Source organism: Pseudoduganella flava (genome assembly GCF_007830495.1).
Taxonomy (GTDB): Bacteria; Pseudomonadota; Gammaproteobacteria; order Burkholderiales; family Burkholderiaceae_D; genus Rugamonas; species Rugamonas flava.
The window spans coordinates 1-15,712 of record NZ_VLKW01000021.1; the positions used below are offsets into that span (position 1 = coordinate 1).

Here is a 15,712-nt window from a genome sequence, read left to right on the forward strand (position 1 = left end):
CGAAATGGAAGTGCGCGAGCTGCTGTCGAAGTACGAGTTCCCTGGCGACGACCTGCCGATCATCAAAGGTTCGGCACGTATGGCCCTGGAAGGCCAGCCGGGCGAGATGGGCGAAGACTGCATCATGCGTCTGGCCGATGCACTGGACACCTACATCCCGACGCCTGAGCGCGCCGTGGACGGCACGTTCCTGATGCCGGTGGAAGACGTGTTCTCGATCTCCGGCCGCGGTACCGTGGTGACCGGTCGTGTCGAGCGCGGCGTGATCAAGGTCGGCGAAGAAATCGAAATCGTCGGCATCGTCGACACCGTCAAGACGACCTGCACCGGCGTGGAAATGTTCCGCAAGCTGCTGGACCAAGGTCAAGCTGGCGACAACGTCGGCCTGCTGCTGCGTGGTACGAAGCGCGAAGACGTCCAGCGTGGTCAGGTTCTGGCCAAGCCGGGCTCGATCAAGCCGCACAACCACTTCACCGGCGAGATCTACGTGCTGTCGAAAGACGAAGGTGGCCGTCACACCCCGTTCTTCAACAACTACCGTCCGCAGTTCTACTTCCGTACGACGGACGTGACCGGCTCGATCGAGCTGCCGGCCGACAAAGAGATGGTGATGCCGGGCGACAACGTGTCGATCACGGTCAAGCTGATCTCCCCGATCGCGATGGAAGAAGGTCTGCGCTTCGCAATCCGCGAAGGTGGCCGTACCGTCGGCGCCGGCGTGGTTGCCAAGATCATCGCCTAATAGCGCGACGATCGGAATCCGGCCAAAATAGTTCTGGCACCCAACTTGGTTGGGTGCTAGAATAACGGGTTCCACGAGTAAAGTTTTACGTAGGGGCGTAGCTCAATTGGCAGAGCGTCGGTCTCCAAAACCGAAGGTTGGGGGTTCGATGCCCTCCGCCCCTGCCACCGAATCTGGTGCAGGGCACCGAAAGTAAAAACTGAAATGTCTAATCAATCCGTGCAAACCGTTGGCACGAGCGGCGATAAGCTGAAGGTCGTGCTGGCGGTGGTTGCAGCGATTGCAGGCGTAGTCGGGTTCTTCTACCTGGCAGGTCAACCAACCCTGGTGCGGGCAGCCGCGCTTGTGGTTGGTTTGCTTATTTCCGTCGGCATTGCCTACACCTCCGCCACCGGCCGCGATTTCATCAATTTTGCGAAAGAATCCGTTCGCGAGACGAAGAAAGTCGTGTGGCCCACGCGTAAGGAAGCCACGCAGATCACGCTGATCGTGTTCGCCTTCGTCGTCGTGATGGCGCTGTTCCTGTGGGGAACCGACAAGTTGCTCGAATTCCTGTTGTACGACGTAATCCTGGGTTGGAAAAAATAATGGGCGATAACGTGCAAGACAATGCGAACGCTCCCGCGCCGGAAGCAGCAGCGGGTGAAGCCGCCGCACCGGTCAGCGTTCCAGTCAGCAATAAGCGCTGGTACGTCGTGCATGCTTATTCCGGTATGGAAAAAAGCGTGCAGCGCGCCCTGATGGAGCGCGTCGAACGCGCCGGCATGCAAGATCAGTTTGGCCAGATCCTCGTTCCGACCGAAGAGGTCGTTGAAGTGAAGAATGGCCAGAAATCCGTCACCGAGCGCCGTTTCTTCCCGGGCTATGTGCTGGTGGAAATGGAAATGACGGACGAGACCTGGCACCTGGTGAAAAACACCGCCAAGGTCACCGGCTTCATCGGCGGCAAGTCGAACAAGCCGACGCCGATTCCGGCCCGCGAGATCGAAAAGATCATGACGCAGATGCAGGAAGGCGTCGAGAAGCCGCGGCCGAAAGTGCTGTACGAAGTGGGCGAGCAAGTCCGCATCAAGGATGGCCCGTTCACCGACTTCAACGGCAACGTCGAAGAAGTCAACTACGAGAAGTCCAAAGTGCGCGTCTCCGTCACGATCTTCGGCCGCGCCACTCCCGTCGAACTCGAATTCGGTCAGGTCGAAAAGGTCTGATCACCCCAAAACGCCTAACGGAGCGTTCAATCCGTACGAGGAGCCCTGCCATGTTGTACCGGCGGGGCGCTACCACTCAAATCCAACGATAGGACAGCCATCATGGCAAAGAAAATCATTGGCTTTATCAAGCTGCAAGTACCGGCTGGTAAGGCAAACCCGTCTCCTCCGATCGGCCCGGCTCTGGGTCAACGCGGCCTGAACATCATGGAATTCTGCAAGGCGTTCAACGCGCAGACCCAAGGTATGGAACCTGGCATGCCGATCCCGGTGGTGATCACCGCCTTCGCGGACAAGTCGTTCACCTTCGTGATGAAGACCCCGCCGGCAACCTTCCTGATCAAGAAGCACTCGGGCGTGCAAAAAGGCTCCGCGAAGCCGCACACCGACAAGGTCGGCACGCTGACCCGCGCTCAAGCGGAAGAGATCGCTAAACTGAAGACCCCGGACCTGACCGCCGCCGATCTGGATGCCGCTGTGCGCACCATCGCCGGTTCCGCTCGTTCCATGGGCATCACCGTTGAGGGCTTCTAATCATGGCAAAACTGTCCAAACGCGCACAAGCCATCAAGGCTAAAGTAGACCGCACGAAAGTGTACCCGTTCGACAACGCTGTCGCACTGATCAAGGAACTGGCAACGGCCAAGTTCAACGAGTCGATCGACGTGTCCGTCCAGCTGGGCGTGGACCCGAAGAAGTCCGACCAGGTGGTGCGTGGTTCCGTCGTGCTGCCGGCTGGTACCGGCAAGACCGTTCGCGTGGCCGTGTTCGCTTCCGGCGAAAAAGCCGAAGCCGCTAAAGCCGCTGGCGCCGACGTCGTCGGTATGGAAGACCTGGCTGAGCGCGTCAAAGCTGGCGACATGCCGTTCGACATCGTGATCGCTTCGCCGGACACGATGCGTATCGTCGGTACGCTGGGTCAGATCCTGGGCCCGCGCGGCCTGATGCCGAACCCGAAAGTCGGTACCGTGACCCCGGACGTGGCTGGCGCCGTCAAGAACGCCAAAGCTGGTCAGGTGCAGTACCGTACCGACAAGGCCGGTATCATCCACGCGACCATCGGCCGCAAGTCGTTCAGCGACGCCGATCTGAAGACCAACCTGGTCGCTCTGATCGAAGCCCTGAACAAGGCCAAGCCGGCCTCGTCGAAAGGCGTGTACCTGCGTAAAGTGTCGATCTCGTCGACGATGGGCGCAGGCGTCCGTGTCGACCACGGCACGCTGGCAGCCTAAGCATCAAATTGAAGTCCTTGGGCCGCATGGCCCGGGGCGCATCTTTGGGCTGTCGCCTCGGAAGGGGCGGCAGGCCTTCAAAGACCGTTGGGCTGGAAGCAGCAGTCGGGCTTCCGGTTAATAGCAGCGATGCTCCCAACGCAGATGGTGTACCCGAACAAGTTTTGCAGTCCATTGGACTCCTAACCTCGGACGCCGTTGTTCGAAACCGATGCGGGAATTTTCTCGCATCTCTTAAGGAGATTGACCGTGGGTCTCAATCTGAATGACAAAAAGGCCGTTGTCGCCGAAGTTTCCGCAAAAGTAGCAACTGCGCAAACGATCGTCGTGGCTGAGTACCGTGGCATCCAGGTTGCTCACTTGACGAAACTCCGTGCAACCGCGCGTGCCCAGGGCGTGTACCTGCGTGTTCTGAAGAACACGCTGGCTCGTCGCTCTGTCGAAGGCACGCAGTTCGCCAACCTGGCCGATGCAATGACCGGTCCGCTGATCTACTCGATCTCGGATGACGCCGTGGCAGCAGCGAAAGTCATCAACGACTTCGCCAAAACCAACGACAAGCTGGTCGTCAAGGCAGGTAACTATGCAGGCAAGCAGCTCGACGTGGCTGGCGTGACTGCACTGGCGAGCATCCCGAGCCGTGAAGTCCTCATCTCGCAGCTGTTGGGCGTCATGCTGGCTCCGGTTTCCGGCTTTGCACGTGGCCTGGCTGCCCTGGCAGCCAAGAAGAGCGAAGGTTCCGACGCTGCTCCGGCAGCCGAAGAAACCGCTGCAGCCTAAGCGCCGCACGTTCTCGTCAAGTAATCAATCTGTAAGCATACAAATCAATTAGGAGTTTCAAATGGCAATTAGCAAAGACGATATCCTGAACGCAGTGTCCGAAATGTCCGTGATGGACCTGAACGACCTGGTCAAGGCCTTCGAAGAGAAGTTCGGCGTGTCGGCAGCTGCAATGGCAGCACCGGCAGCTGGTGGTGCCGCTGCCGGCGCCGCTGCTGCTGAAGAGCAGACCGAATTCAACCTGGTTCTGTCCGAAGTCGGCGCGAACAAGGTCGGCGTCATCAAGGCCGTGCGTGAAATCACCGGTCTGGGCCTGAAAGAAGCCAAAGACCTGGTCGACGGCGCACCGAAGACCGTGAAGGAAGCCCTGTCGAAAGCTGACGCTGAAGCCGGCAAGAAGAAGCTGGAAGAAGCTGGCGCCAAGGCCGACCTGAAGTAATTAGTATTATTGGCGTAAGCAGCATCTAACGCCTGAGCCAAAGCCTAGAACCTGCCTCTGCAAAGGGGGAGGTTCGGCTTTGGCTTCTTTGTCGTCTCTGTCGTATTTTCGTAGTACCGTTGTTTTGCAGTACCCGCAGCACCTTTTCGATGTCCCCGACACGATGGTGGTAGTGCCTTGAGGTTTCGCCTGAATCTGGCGTGCTTCGGCTAACGCAAGCATACAAGCCGAAACCTGAATTTTCTACCCTTTCCTGTCACTCACGGAGTGTCCATGCACTACTCATTTACTGAGAAGAAACGCATTCGCAAATCATTCGCGAAGCGCGCCAACGTCCACAACGTTCCGTTCCTGCTGGCGACCCAGCTCGAGTCTTACGAAAACTTCTTGCAGGAGCACACTCCGGTTGCCCAGCGCAAGAACGAAGGCCTGCAATCGGCCTTTACGTCCATCTTCCCGATCGTTTCGCACAACGGTTTCGCACGCCTGGAGTTCCTCTCCTACGTGCTGGGCGACCCTGCCTTCGACGTGAAAGAGTGCCAACTCCGTGGCCTGACGTTTGCTTCCCCGCTGCGCGCCAAGGTTCGCCTGGTGATCCTGGACAAGGAATCGCCGACGAAACCCGTGGTGAAGGAAATGAAGGAGCAGGAAGTCTACATGGGCGAACTGCCCCTGATGACGACCACCGGCTCGTTCGTGATCAACGGCACCGAGCGTGTCATCGTGTCCCAGCTGCACCGTTCGCCGGGCGTGTTCTTCGAGCACGACCGCGGCAAGACGCACTCGTCCGGCAAGCTGCTGTTCTCGGCCCGTATCATTCCTTACCGCGGCTCGTGGCTGGACTTCGAGTTCGACCCGAAGGACATCCTGTACTTCCGCGTCGACCGTCGCCGCAAGATGCCGGTATCGATCCTGCTGAAGGCGATCGGCATGACGCCGGAACAGATCCTGGCGAACTTCTTCGTGTTCGACAACTTCAACCTGCGCTCGGAAGGCGGCGAACTCGAGTTCGTGGCCGAACGCCTGCGCGGTGAAGTCGCGCGCTTCGACATCGTCAATCCGAAGGACGGCAAGACGATCGTCACGAAGGACAAGCGGATCAACGCGAAGCACGTGCGTGAAATCGAAGCGGCCGGCATCGCCCACATCTCCGTGCCGGAAGACTACCTGCTGGGCCGCGTGCTGGCCAAGAACATCGTCGATCCGGAAACGGGCGAAGTGGTGGCAAGCGCCAACGACGAGCTGACCGAAGAAGTGCTGGGCCGCCTGCGCGAAGCGAACATCGCTTCGATCCAGACGCTGTACACGAACGACCTGGACCAGGGCGCCTACATCTCGCAGACGCTGCGCATCGACGACACGGCCGACCAGAACGCTGCCCGCGTCGCGATCTACCGCATGATGCGTCCTGGCGAACCACCGACCGAGGAATCGGTGGAGGCGCTGTTCAACGGCCTGTTCTACAGCGCCGACCGCTACGACCTGTCCGCCGTGGGCCGCATGAAGTTCAACCGCCGCATCGGCCGCGATGAACTGACGGGCACGATGACGCTGTCGAACGACGACATCCTGGCCGTGATCAAGATCCTCGTCGAGCTGCGCAATGGCCGCGGCGAAGTGGACGACATCGATCACCTGGGTAACCGCCGCGTGCGTTGCGTGGGCGAGCTGGCCGAAAACCAGTTCCGCGCCGGCCTCGTGCGCGTGGAGCGCGCCGTCAAGGAGCGCCTGGGCCAGGCCGAAGCGGACAACCTGATGCCGCACGACCTGATCAACTCGAAGCCGATCTCGGCTGCAATCCGCGAGTTCTTCGGTTCGTCGCAGCTGTCGCAGTTCATGGACCAGACCAACCCGCTGTCCGAGATCACGCACAAGCGTCGCGTCTCCGCACTGGGCCCGGGCGGCCTGACCCGCGAACGCGCCGGCTTCGAGGTGCGCGACGTGCACCCGACCCACTACGGCCGCGTGTGCCCGATCGAAACGCCGGAAGGCCCGAACATCGGCCTGATCAACTCGCTGGCACTGTATGCCCGCCTGAACGAATACGGCTTCCTGGAAACGCCGTACCGCAAGGTCGAGAACAGCAAGGTCACGGACAAGATCGATTACCTGTCGGCGATCGAAGAAGGCCGTTACATCATTGCCCAGGCAAACGCCAAGATCAACGACGAAGGCCAGCTGATCGACGAACTGGTGTCGGCACGTGAAGCAGGCGAAACGATCCTCGTGTCGCCGGAACGCATCCAGTACATGGACGTCGCGCCGGGCCAGATCGTCTCCGTCGCGGCATCGCTGATTCCGTTCCTGGAGCACGATGACGCGAACCGTGCACTGATGGGCGCCAACATGCAGCGTCAGGCCGTGCCTTGCCTGCGTCCTGAAAAGGCGCTGGTCGGTACCGGTATCGAGCGCACCGTGGCGGTCGACTCGGGCACCACCGTGCAGGCACTGCGCGGCGGCGTCGTCGACTACATCGATGCGGGCCGCGTGGTGATCCGCGTGAACGACGACGAGGCGCAAGCCGGCGAAGTCGGCGTGGACATCTACAACCTGATCAAGTACACCCGTTCGAACCAGAACACCAACATCAACCAGCGTCCGATCGTGCAAGTGGGCGACCGCGTGGCCAAGGGCGACGTGATCGCCGACGGCGCATCGACCGACCTGGGCGAGCTGGCACTGGGCCAGAACATGACCGTGGCGTTCATGCCGTGGAACGGCCTGAACTTCGAGGACTCGATCCTGATCTCGGAAAACGTCGTGAAAGACGACCGTTACACGTCGATCCACATCGAAGAACTGTCCGTCGTGGCACGTGACACGAAGCTGGGTGCCGAAGAGATCACCCGCGACATCTCGAACCTGGCGGAAAACCAGCTGGCCCGCCTGGACGAATCGGGCATCGTGTACATCGGCGCCGAAGTGCAGGCCGGCGACACGCTGGTCGGTAAAGTGACGCCGAAGGGCGAAACGCAACTGACGCCGGAAGAGAAGCTGCTGCGCGCGATCTTCGGCGAGAAGGCATCCGACGTGAAGGATACGTCGCTGCGCGTGCCGTCCGGCATGGTCGGTACCGTCATCGACGTGCAGGTGTTCACCCGCGAAGGCATCCCGCGCGACAAGCGCGCCCAGCAGATCATCGACGACGAGCTGAAGCGCTACCGCCTGGACCTGAACGACCAGATGCGTATCGTTGAAGGCGACGCGTTCCAGCGTCTCGAGAAGATGCTGATCGGTAAAGTCGTCAACGGCGGTCCGAAGAAGCTGGCGAAGGGTGCCCAGATCACGAAGGAATACCTGGACGATCTGGACAAGTACCACTGGTTCGACATCCGCCCTGCGGACGACGACGCGGCAACGGCCCTGGAAGCGATCAAGGAATCGATCAACGAGAAGCGCCACCAGTTCGACCTGGCCTTCGAAGAGAAGCGCAAGAAGCTGACGCAGGGCGACGAGCTGCAGCCTGGCGTGCAGAAGATGGTCAAGGTGTACCTGGCCGTCAAGCGCCGCCTGCAGTCGGGCGACAAGATGGCGGGCCGCCACGGTAACAAGGGTGTGGTCTCGCGTATCGTGCCGGTGGAAGACATGCCGTACATGGCCGACGGTACGCCGGCCGACGTCGTGCTGAACCCGCTGGGCGTTCCGTCGCGGATGAACGTGGGTCAGATCCTGGAAACCCACCTGGGCTGGGCAGCGAAGGGCCTGGGCATCCGTATCGGCGAAATGCTGGCACAGCAGATCAAGGTCGAAGAGATGCGCAAGTACCTGACGACCGTGTACAACGAGTCCGGCGCCAAGGAAGACATCGCGAGCCTGTCCGACGAAGAGATCATGAAGCTGGCGCACAACCTGAAGAAGGGTGTGCCGTTCGCGACGCCGGTGTTCGACGGCGCGCACGAGTCGGAAATCCGCCGCATGCTGGACCTGGCGTATCCGGACGAGATCGCTCAGAAGCTGGGCATGACCCCGTCGAAGAACCAGGTCACGATGTACGACGGCCGCACCGGCGAAGCGTTCGAGCGCAAGGTCACCGTCGGCGTGATGCACATGCTGAAGCTGCACCACCTGGTCGACGACAAGATGCACGCCCGCTCGACCGGTCCGTACTCGCTGGTGACGCAGCAGCCGCTGGGTGGTAAAGCCCAGTTCGGCGGCCAGCGCTTCGGTGAGATGGAGGTGTGGGCACTGGAAGCATACGGCGCGTCGTACGTGCTGCAGGAAATGCTGACCGTGAAGTCCGACGACGTGAACGGCCGTACGAAGGTGTACGAGAACCTCGTCAAGGGCGATCACGTGATCGATGCCGGCATGCCGGAATCGTTCAACGTGCTGGTGAAGGAAATCCGTTCCCTGGGTATCGATATCGACCTGGAACGTACCTGATAAAACCAACGGCAGATGCAGGGGTCAGACCCGCCGGGTCTGACCCCAGGTTTCCGCCTCTGGTTTTAACGCCTGCACGACCCGCTGCAGTGAAAGCAGCGGGAAAAACTGAAGAATTCATCACTACTGGAGTGATACATGAAAGCCCTGCTCGATCTATTCAAGCAAGTACAGCAAAACGAGACCTTCGACGCGATCAAGATCGGTCTCGCTTCGCCTGAGAAAATCCGTTCGTGGTCCTACGGCGAAGTCAAGAAGCCGGAAACCATCAACTACCGTACCTTCAAGCCGGAACGCGACGGCCTGTTCTGCGCCAAGATCTTTGGCCCGATCAAGGACTACGAGTGCCTGTGCGGCAAGTACAAGCGCCTGAAGCACCGCGGCGTGATCTGCGAGAAGTGCGGCGTCGAAGTCACGCTGGCGAAGGTGCGCCGTGAGCGCATGGGCCATATCGAGCTGGCCTCGCCCGTCGCCCACATCTGGTTCCTGAAGTCGCTGCCGTCGCGCCTGGGCATGGTCCTGGACATGACGCTGCGCGACATCGAACGCGTGCTGTACTTCGAAGCATACGTCGTGACCGATCCGGGCATGACGCCGCTGAAGAAGTGCCAGATCATGTCGGAAGACGATTACGCCGCCAAGTACGAAGAGTACGGCGACGACTTCACCGCCTACATGGGTGCCGAGGGTATCCGTGAACTGCTGCGCTCGATCGACATCCACCGCGATGCCGAAACGCTGCGCGTGGAGCTGAAGGAATCGAAGTCCGAAGCGAAGATCAAGAAATACGCCAAGCGCCTGAAAGTGCTCGAGGCGTTCCAGCGTTCGGGCATCAAGCCCGAGTGGATGATCATGGAAGTGCTGCCGGTGCTGCCGCCGGAACTGCGCCCGCTGGTCCCGCTGGATGGCGGCCGTTTCGCGACGTCCGACCTGAACGACCTGTATCGCCGCGTCATCAACCGTAACAACCGTCTGAAGCGCCTGATGGAACTGCGCGCTCCGGAAATCATTACGCGTAACGAAAAGCGCATGCTGCAGGAAGCAGTGGACTCGCTGCTGGACAACGGCCGTCGCGGCAAGGCGATGACCGGCGCCAACAAGCGTCCGCTGAAGTCGCTGGCTGAAATGATCAAGGGTAAGGGCGGCCGCTTCCGTCAAAACCTGCTGGGTAAACGCGTCGACTACTCGGGCCGTTCGGTCATCGTGGTGGGCCCGCAGCTGAAGCTGCACCAGTGCGGTCTGCCGAAGCTGATGGCCCTCGAGCTGTTCAAGCCGTTCATCTTCAACAAGCTGGAACTGATGGGTCTCGCAACGACCATCAAGGCCGCGAAGAAGCTCGTCGAACAACAAGAGCCGGTGGTCTGGGACATCCTGGAAGAAGTCATCAAGGAACACCCGGTCATGCTGAACCGTGCGCCGACGCTGCACCGTCTGGGTATCCAGGCGTTCGAGCCGGTGCTGATCGAAGGTAAGGCAATCCAGCTGCACCCGCTGGTCTGCGCGGCGTTCAACGCCGACTTCGACGGTGACCAGATGGCAGTCCACGTCCCGCTGTCGATCGAAGCACAGATGGAAGCGCGTACGCTGATGCTGGCGTCGAACAACATCCTGTTCCCGTCGAACGGCGAGCCGTCGATCGTGCCGTCCCTGGATATCGTGCTGGGTCTGTACTACGCGACCCGCGAAGCGATCAACGCCAAGGGCGAAGGCATGCTGTTCCCGGACGTGTCGGAAGTGATCCGCGCGTACGACAACAAGGAAGTCGAACTGGCCACCCGCATCACGGTGCGTATCGTCGAGAATCCGAAGGATCCGGCGACGGGCGAGTTCGTCCGTACGCTGACCCGTTACGAAACGACGGTCGGCCGCGCGATCCTGTCCGAGATCCTGCCGAAAGGCCTGCCGTTCAGCGTGCTGAACCGTCCGCTGAAGAAGAAGGAAATCAGCAAGCTGATCAACACGTCGTTCCGCAAGTGCGGCCTGCGCGCCACCGTGGTGTTCGCCGACCAGCTGATGCAGTCGGGCTTCCGCCTGGCAACGCGTGCCGGTATCTCGATCTGCGTGGACGACATGCTGGTGCCTGACGTGAAGAAGTCGCTGATCGCCACCGCCGAGTCGGAAGTGAAGCAGATCGAACAGCAGTACGCTTCCGGTCTCGTGACCGCGGGCGAGCGCTACAACAAGGTCGTCGACATCTGGGGCAAGACCTCCGATGAAGTCGGCAAGGCGATGATGGACCAGCTGAAGGTCGAGGACGTCGTCAAGCGCGACGGTACCAAGTCGACGCAGGAATCGTTCAACGCGATTTACATGATGGCCGACTCGGGCGCGCGGGGTTCCGCAGCCCAGATCCGTCAGCTGGCCGGTATGCGCGGCCTGATGGCGAAGCCGGACGGCTCCATTATCGAAACGCCGATTACCGCGAACTTCCGCGAAGGCCTGAACGTTCTGCAGTACTTCATCTCGACCCACGGCGCCCGTAAGGGTCTGGCCGATACGGCACTGAAGACGGCAAACTCGGGTTACCTGACGCGTCGTCTGGTCGACGTGACGCAGGATCTGGTCGTGACGGAAGACGATTGCGGCACCTCCAACGGCACGCTGATGAAGGCGATGGTCGAAGGCGGTGAAGTCATCGAGGCACTGCGCGACCGTATCCTGGGCCGCGTGGCGAACAACGACGTGGTCAATCCTGAGACCCAGGAAACCGTGTACGAAGCCGGCACGCTGCTGGACGAGGACATGGTCGAAGAGATCGAACGCATGGGCATCGACGAAGTCAAGGTCCGCACGCCGCTGACCTGCGACACGCGCTACGGCCTGTGCGCGAAGTGCTACGGCCGCGACCTGGGCCGCGGCATGCTGGTCAACACCGGCGAAGCGGTCGGCGTTGTGGCGGCACAGTCGATCGGCGAACCGGGTACCCAGCTGACGATGCGTACGTTCCACATCGGTGGTGCGGCATCGCGTGCGGCTGTCGCTTCGTCCGTCGAAGCCAAGTCGAACGGTACCGTGCGCTTCACGGCCACGATGCGTTACGTCACGAACGGCAAGGGCGCGCAGATCGTCATTTCCCGCTCCGGCGAAGTGCTGATCACGGACGACCATGGCCGTGAGCGCGAGCGCCACAAGGTACCGTACGGCGCCACGCTGATCGTCAAGGATGGCATGACGATCAAGGCCGGCGCACCGCTGGCGACGTGGGATCCGCTGACCCGTCCGATCATTACCGAGTACGCCGGTACGGTGCGCTTCGAGAACGTCGAGGAAGGCGTGACCGTGGCCCGTCAGGTCGACGAAGTGACCGGTCTGGCAACGCTCGTCGTGATCGACGCGAAACGCCGCGGCTCGCTGACGAAGACGATGCGTCCGCAGGTGAAACTGCTGAACGAAGACGGCCAGGAAGTGAAGATCGCCGGCACCGAACACGCAGTGGCGATCGGCTTCCAGGTCGGCGCACTGATCATGGTGAAGGACGGTCAGCAGGTTTCGGTGGGTGAAGTGCTGGCACGTATCCCGACCGAATCGCAGAAGACCCGTGACATTACCGGTGGTCTGCCGCGCGTGGCCGAACTGTTCGAAGCACGTTCGCCGAAAGACGCGGGCATGCTGGCGGAAGTCACCGGTACGGTGGCATTCGGCAAGGAGACGAAGGGCAAGCAGCGCCTGGAAATCACCGACATGGACGGCAACAAGCACGAGTTCCTGATCACGAAGGACAAGCAGGTGCTGGTGCACGACGGCCAGGTGGTGAACAAGGGCGAGATGATCGTGGACGGCCCGGCCGATCCGCAGGACATCCTCCGTCTGCTGGGCATCGAAGCGCTGGCGCGTTACATCGTCGACGAAGTGCAGGACGTGTACCGTCTGCAGGGCGTGAAGATCAACGACAAGCACATCGAGGTGATCGTTCGCCAGATGCTGCGCCGCGTGCAGATCACCAACGCCGGCGACACCGACTACATCGTCGGCGAGCAGGTGGAACGCTCGGAACTGCTGGAAGAGAACGACAAGGTCATCGCCCAGGGCAAGCTGCCGGCGACGTACGAGAACGTGCTGCTTGGTATTACCAAGGCATCGCTGTCGACCGACTCGTTCATCTCGGCCGCATCGTTCCAGGAAACCACCCGCGTGCTGACGGAAGCGGCGATCATGGGCAAGCGCGATGGTCTGCGCGGCCTGAAGGAAAACGTCATCGTCGGCCGCCTGATCCCTGGCGGTACGGGTCTGGCGTTCCACCGCGCCCGTCGCGAGAAGGAAGTGTGGGAAGCGGAAGAACGCAACGCCCTGCTGCAAGCCGAGCGCGCAGCGATGGCCGGTGCGGAAGAAGTGTCCGACGCTCCGGAGATCGTGCAGCATCAGCACGACGCTGGCGAGATCTAAGCGTTACCGTAGCCTTCGGGCTGCACATGAAGACGGCACCTTCGGGTGCCGTTTTTTTTCGTCCCGCCAATCCGGGCGAACCGGGCTGGCGTGAGTTTTGGAGAGAATCCCGCGAACGCGCCGGTGCTATGCTGGACCATCGTCCAACCACGGAATCCCCATGCTTGCCTTTCTCGCCGAGATCCGGCCGCTCATGACGGCCATCGTGTTCGTCTGCGCCGCCGTGAACCTTCACTATCAGCGCCGCTACAAGAAGGAAGGGCATTCGAGCCCCGGCTATTTCTGGCTGCGCTGGAAGGAGGGGCATACCGACGGCAAGGCCGTCGTCGTATGCAGCGTCATCGCCCTCACTTGCGGCTTCCTGTCGATCGCGAGCCTGTTTGCGCCCGCCATGTTGCGGTGAGCGCTCGGGCGTGGCGCCGTGGCCGCGTGGTACGGCTCGTGATAAACGGAGAGACTGTCGCGGCCCCGCGAGTGCTATGCCCGCCGGCCCTGCACATCACAAGATCCCAAGGAGACAGTCAATGAAGTTCCCCATCGCCGCACTGCTATGCGGCATGATCCTGATCGCCGCGCCGATCGCCGGCTACGCCTACCAGCTGCACGTGATGCAGGCGATGCTGGCGGAAGTGGTGCGTTCGAACGGTTCGATGACGATGCCTCCGCCGCCGCTCGGCTGGTACGCGCTGTCCTGCCTGGGCGGGTTCCTGCTGTTCATCCTGGCCTACCTCAGCGAGCGGCGTGCCGCGCGCTGAGGTGGCCAGCGGCATGTGCGACCAGAGCGCACGATACAGCCGCATGACATCGACTGCGGGCCGCTAAAAGAAAACGGCACCTGGACGGTGCCGTTTTCGTTGTACTTTGTAACGCTCAGCGGACGTTGAACGCCCGCAGCGGCGACTTGCCGTCGGCCACGTACAGAACCCCGTTCTTCGACAATGCCAGGTGGCCGCCGACAGTTGCGGACCAGACGGATGTCCTGGTTGCCAGGTCGACCGCGTACACGGAGTTAGCGAGCGCGACGAACAGGACATTGTTGGTCGCCAGCAGATCGTACACGGTGGCAGCGTCGTCTTTTCGCGGAGCTCCGGCCGGGATCGGCCACGACCACAGCTCAGTGCCCGTGGCCGCATCGATGGCCGCCACCCGGTCGTTCCGCGCAGCATAGATTGTTTTTCCGGCAGCGGCGATCTGCTCAAACCCGCCCTTGACGGACCAGGCGATCTTTGCCGAAGCGATGTCGAACGACGTGAGGGTTGCGGCTGCAAGGTTGCCATACATATCGTTCTCGATGACTGCCATATGCGTGTCGTCGAGCATCATTGCATCTGCGCCGAAGTCCAGTTGTGCAACGGACCCTTCGATGCGCTGGATTTCCGCAAGGTTGCCGCGGTTTAGAACGTATAGTCCGCCGCCGGTGTAGGTATAGATCGCCGACCCGTGGATCACCGGCGGTGCGCTAACGGCCCACTGGCTGGAACCCCGCAACTGTACGGAATATGTCTGGCCACTCGTGTCGACTGCTTGCAACGAGCCGCCGTCCTGCTTGCTGACGAGCAGATTGCCGTCGACAGCCGGAGCGGTAGACATACTGGCTTTCCACGATGGCAGGGTACGCACGAAGGTGCCAGTGGCGCTGTCCACGCTGTCCAGGTTCGTGTACTGGTTGTAATCGAACGAAGCGTAGACCCGGGTTCCCGACACGGCTGGCCTGGATACACCGGTCAGCGACGACGCATTGGCGGGAGTGTAACGCCACCTGGTGGCACCGGATTGCTCGTCGATCGCATACATGCCTTTTTTCGTGGTCACGTACGCAATGCCAGCCTGAATCACCGGGACGACGGCAGCGCTGCCGTCCGGCGCCGTCCATGAGAAGCGCGGCCCCAGCCGGGACACGTTGACAGACGTGTTGACGTAACCCGTGCGGCGCAAGTCTCCTTTATCCGTCAGCCATTCAGCCGCGGCGGGGTCTGGCGCCAGCGCGCTCAGGGTGCCGCCGAACGATTTTACTTCCACTCTGTAAGGCAATGCGATCGGCGAGCCGGCGTGCGGCTGCGCGCAGATCTTTGCATCGTCCTGGCAGAGTTTCACTGTCAGCGTGCCCTCATGTATGCCCGCCCCCAATCCTTTCGCCGTATGCAGGTACGCCGAATAGCTGTGCGTATTCCAAGCGCGAATCGACATCTCCGACGAGAAAACGCCAACGGTATCGACGATGGCCACATTGACCTTCCCCGGCAGATCGTGGGTCGCCTCGGCCAGCAGCGTGATTTCGGGGTCTTCGCCTTCCGTCATCTTGACGTCAATACGTGCTGGCGTGAACGCAATCGGCCCGCCTGACGAAGGAGGTTGAGTAGGAGTCGGTGCGGGGGACGTGCCTGAGGCGTCGCCGCCGCCACCGCCGCAAGCCGTCAACGCGGCCAGGAGGAGAACGCTGCTGATATGTTTCATGGTGTGTGTGTCAGAATGGGACGCCACTATACCATGATTGCTAATATGCAACTAAGCTTTCATATTTGAACCCTCAGGATGTCTCGACTTC

At 61.1% G+C, this 15,712-nt stretch carries 12 protein-coding genes and 1 tRNA gene; 12 read left to right on the plus strand and 1 reads right to left on the minus strand.

Annotated elements, in window-relative coordinates; translation table 11 throughout:
• The 12 genes from IP92_RS29180 to IP92_RS29235 form a co-directional block, all read left to right on the plus strand.
• The coding region (locus tag IP92_RS29180; protein ID WP_260072028.1) for an EF-Tu C-terminal domain-related protein at positions 1-742 on the plus strand (742 nt) is incomplete at its 5' end.
• Positions 743-833: 91 nt separating this feature from the next.
• A tRNA-Trp gene (locus IP92_RS29185) sits at positions 834-909 on the plus strand.
• 37 nt (positions 910-946) lie between these two features.
• Positions 947-1,330, plus strand: coding sequence for a preprotein translocase subunit SecE (secE, locus tag IP92_RS29190; protein ID WP_145882122.1), 384 nt, complete (start codon positions 947-949; stop codon positions 1,328-1,330).
• The gene (gene nusG, locus IP92_RS29195) at positions 1,330-1,950 is read left to right on the plus strand and encodes a transcription termination/antitermination protein NusG (protein ID WP_145882124.1); all 621 of its coding nucleotides are present in this window, start codon (positions 1,330-1,332) and stop codon (positions 1,948-1,950) included. The genes secE and nusG overlap by 1 nt, the downstream gene beginning before the upstream one ends.
• A 102-nt stretch (positions 1,951-2,052) precedes the next feature.
• Entirely contained in the window at positions 2,053-2,484 is a 432-nt protein-coding gene (gene rplK / locus IP92_RS29200) for a 50S ribosomal protein L11 (RefSeq protein ID WP_145882126.1), read from the plus strand.
• A 2-nt stretch (positions 2,485-2,486) separates the two neighbouring features.
• Entirely contained in the window at positions 2,487-3,182 is a 696-nt protein-coding gene (rplA, locus tag IP92_RS29205; RefSeq protein ID WP_145882129.1) for a 50S ribosomal protein L1, read from the plus strand.
• A 249-nt stretch (positions 3,183-3,431) separates the two neighbouring features.
• Positions 3,432-3,962 (plus strand): 50S ribosomal protein L10, encoded by a 531-nt coding sequence (gene rplJ, locus IP92_RS29210; protein WP_145882131.1) that lies wholly within the window; start codon positions 3,432-3,434, stop codon positions 3,960-3,962.
• 61 nt (positions 3,963-4,023) lie between these two features.
• Positions 4,024-4,401: a 50S ribosomal protein L7/L12 gene (gene rplL / locus IP92_RS29215; RefSeq protein WP_145882133.1), complete on the plus strand. Its 378-nt coding sequence runs from the start codon at positions 4,024-4,026 to the stop codon at positions 4,399-4,401.
• Positions 4,402-4,674: 273 nt separating this feature from the next.
• A complete protein-coding gene (gene rpoB, locus IP92_RS29220) occupies positions 4,675-8,784 on the plus strand; it encodes a DNA-directed RNA polymerase subunit beta (RefSeq protein ID WP_145882135.1) in 4,110 nt (1,369 codons plus the stop codon).
• Between the two features lie 138 nt (positions 8,785-8,922).
• Positions 8,923-13,167, plus strand: coding sequence for a DNA-directed RNA polymerase subunit beta' (gene rpoC / locus IP92_RS29225; RefSeq protein WP_145882137.1), 4,245 nt, complete (start codon positions 8,923-8,925; stop codon positions 13,165-13,167).
• Between the two features lie 160 nt (positions 13,168-13,327).
• On the plus strand, positions 13,328-13,570 hold the full coding sequence (locus IP92_RS29230; protein ID WP_145882139.1) for a hypothetical protein: 243 nt from the start codon (positions 13,328-13,330) through the stop codon (positions 13,568-13,570).
• Positions 13,571-13,691: 121 nt separating this feature from the next.
• Complete coding sequence (locus IP92_RS29235; RefSeq protein WP_145882141.1) at positions 13,692-13,922, plus strand: hypothetical protein; 231 nt, start codon at positions 13,692-13,694, stop codon at positions 13,920-13,922.
• A 115-nt stretch (positions 13,923-14,037) separates the two neighbouring features.
• Here the strand turns inward: IP92_RS29235 and IP92_RS29240 are convergent, their stop codons facing one another.
• Complete coding sequence (locus tag IP92_RS29240) at positions 14,038-15,621, minus strand: outer membrane protein assembly factor BamB family protein (RefSeq protein ID WP_145882144.1); 1,584 nt, start codon at positions 15,619-15,621, stop codon at positions 14,038-14,040.
• Between the last annotated feature and the right edge of the window lie 91 nt (positions 15,622-15,712).

What these genes read in the sequence shown, in the direction of transcription:
- secE (WP_145882122.1), top strand. Translation starts at nt 947, where the DNA reads ATGTCTAATCAATCCGTGCAAACCGTTGGCACGAGCGGCGATAAGCTG.
- nusG (WP_145882124.1), top strand. Translation starts at nt 1,330, where the DNA reads ATGGGCGATAACGTGCAAGACAATGCGAACGCTCCCGCGCCGGAAGCA.
- rplK (WP_145882126.1), top strand. Translation starts at nt 2,053, where the DNA reads ATGGCAAAGAAAATCATTGGCTTTATCAAGCTGCAAGTACCGGCTGGT.
- rplA (WP_145882129.1), top strand. Translation starts at nt 2,487, where the DNA reads ATGGCAAAACTGTCCAAACGCGCACAAGCCATCAAGGCTAAAGTAGAC.
- rplL (WP_145882133.1), top strand. Translation starts at nt 4,024, where the DNA reads ATGGCAATTAGCAAAGACGATATCCTGAACGCAGTGTCCGAAATGTCC.
- rpoB (WP_145882135.1), top strand. Translation starts at nt 4,675, where the DNA reads ATGCACTACTCATTTACTGAGAAGAAACGCATTCGCAAATCATTCGCG.
- rpoC (WP_145882137.1), top strand. Translation starts at nt 8,923, where the DNA reads ATGAAAGCCCTGCTCGATCTATTCAAGCAAGTACAGCAAAACGAGACC.
- IP92_RS29230 (WP_145882139.1), top strand. Translation starts at nt 13,328, where the DNA reads ATGCTTGCCTTTCTCGCCGAGATCCGGCCGCTCATGACGGCCATCGTG.
- IP92_RS29235 (WP_145882141.1), top strand. Translation starts at nt 13,692, where the DNA reads ATGAAGTTCCCCATCGCCGCACTGCTATGCGGCATGATCCTGATCGCC.
- IP92_RS29240 (WP_145882144.1), bottom strand. Translation starts at nt 15,621, where the DNA reads ATGAAACATATCAGCAGCGTTCTCCTCCTGGCCGCGTTGACGGCTTGC.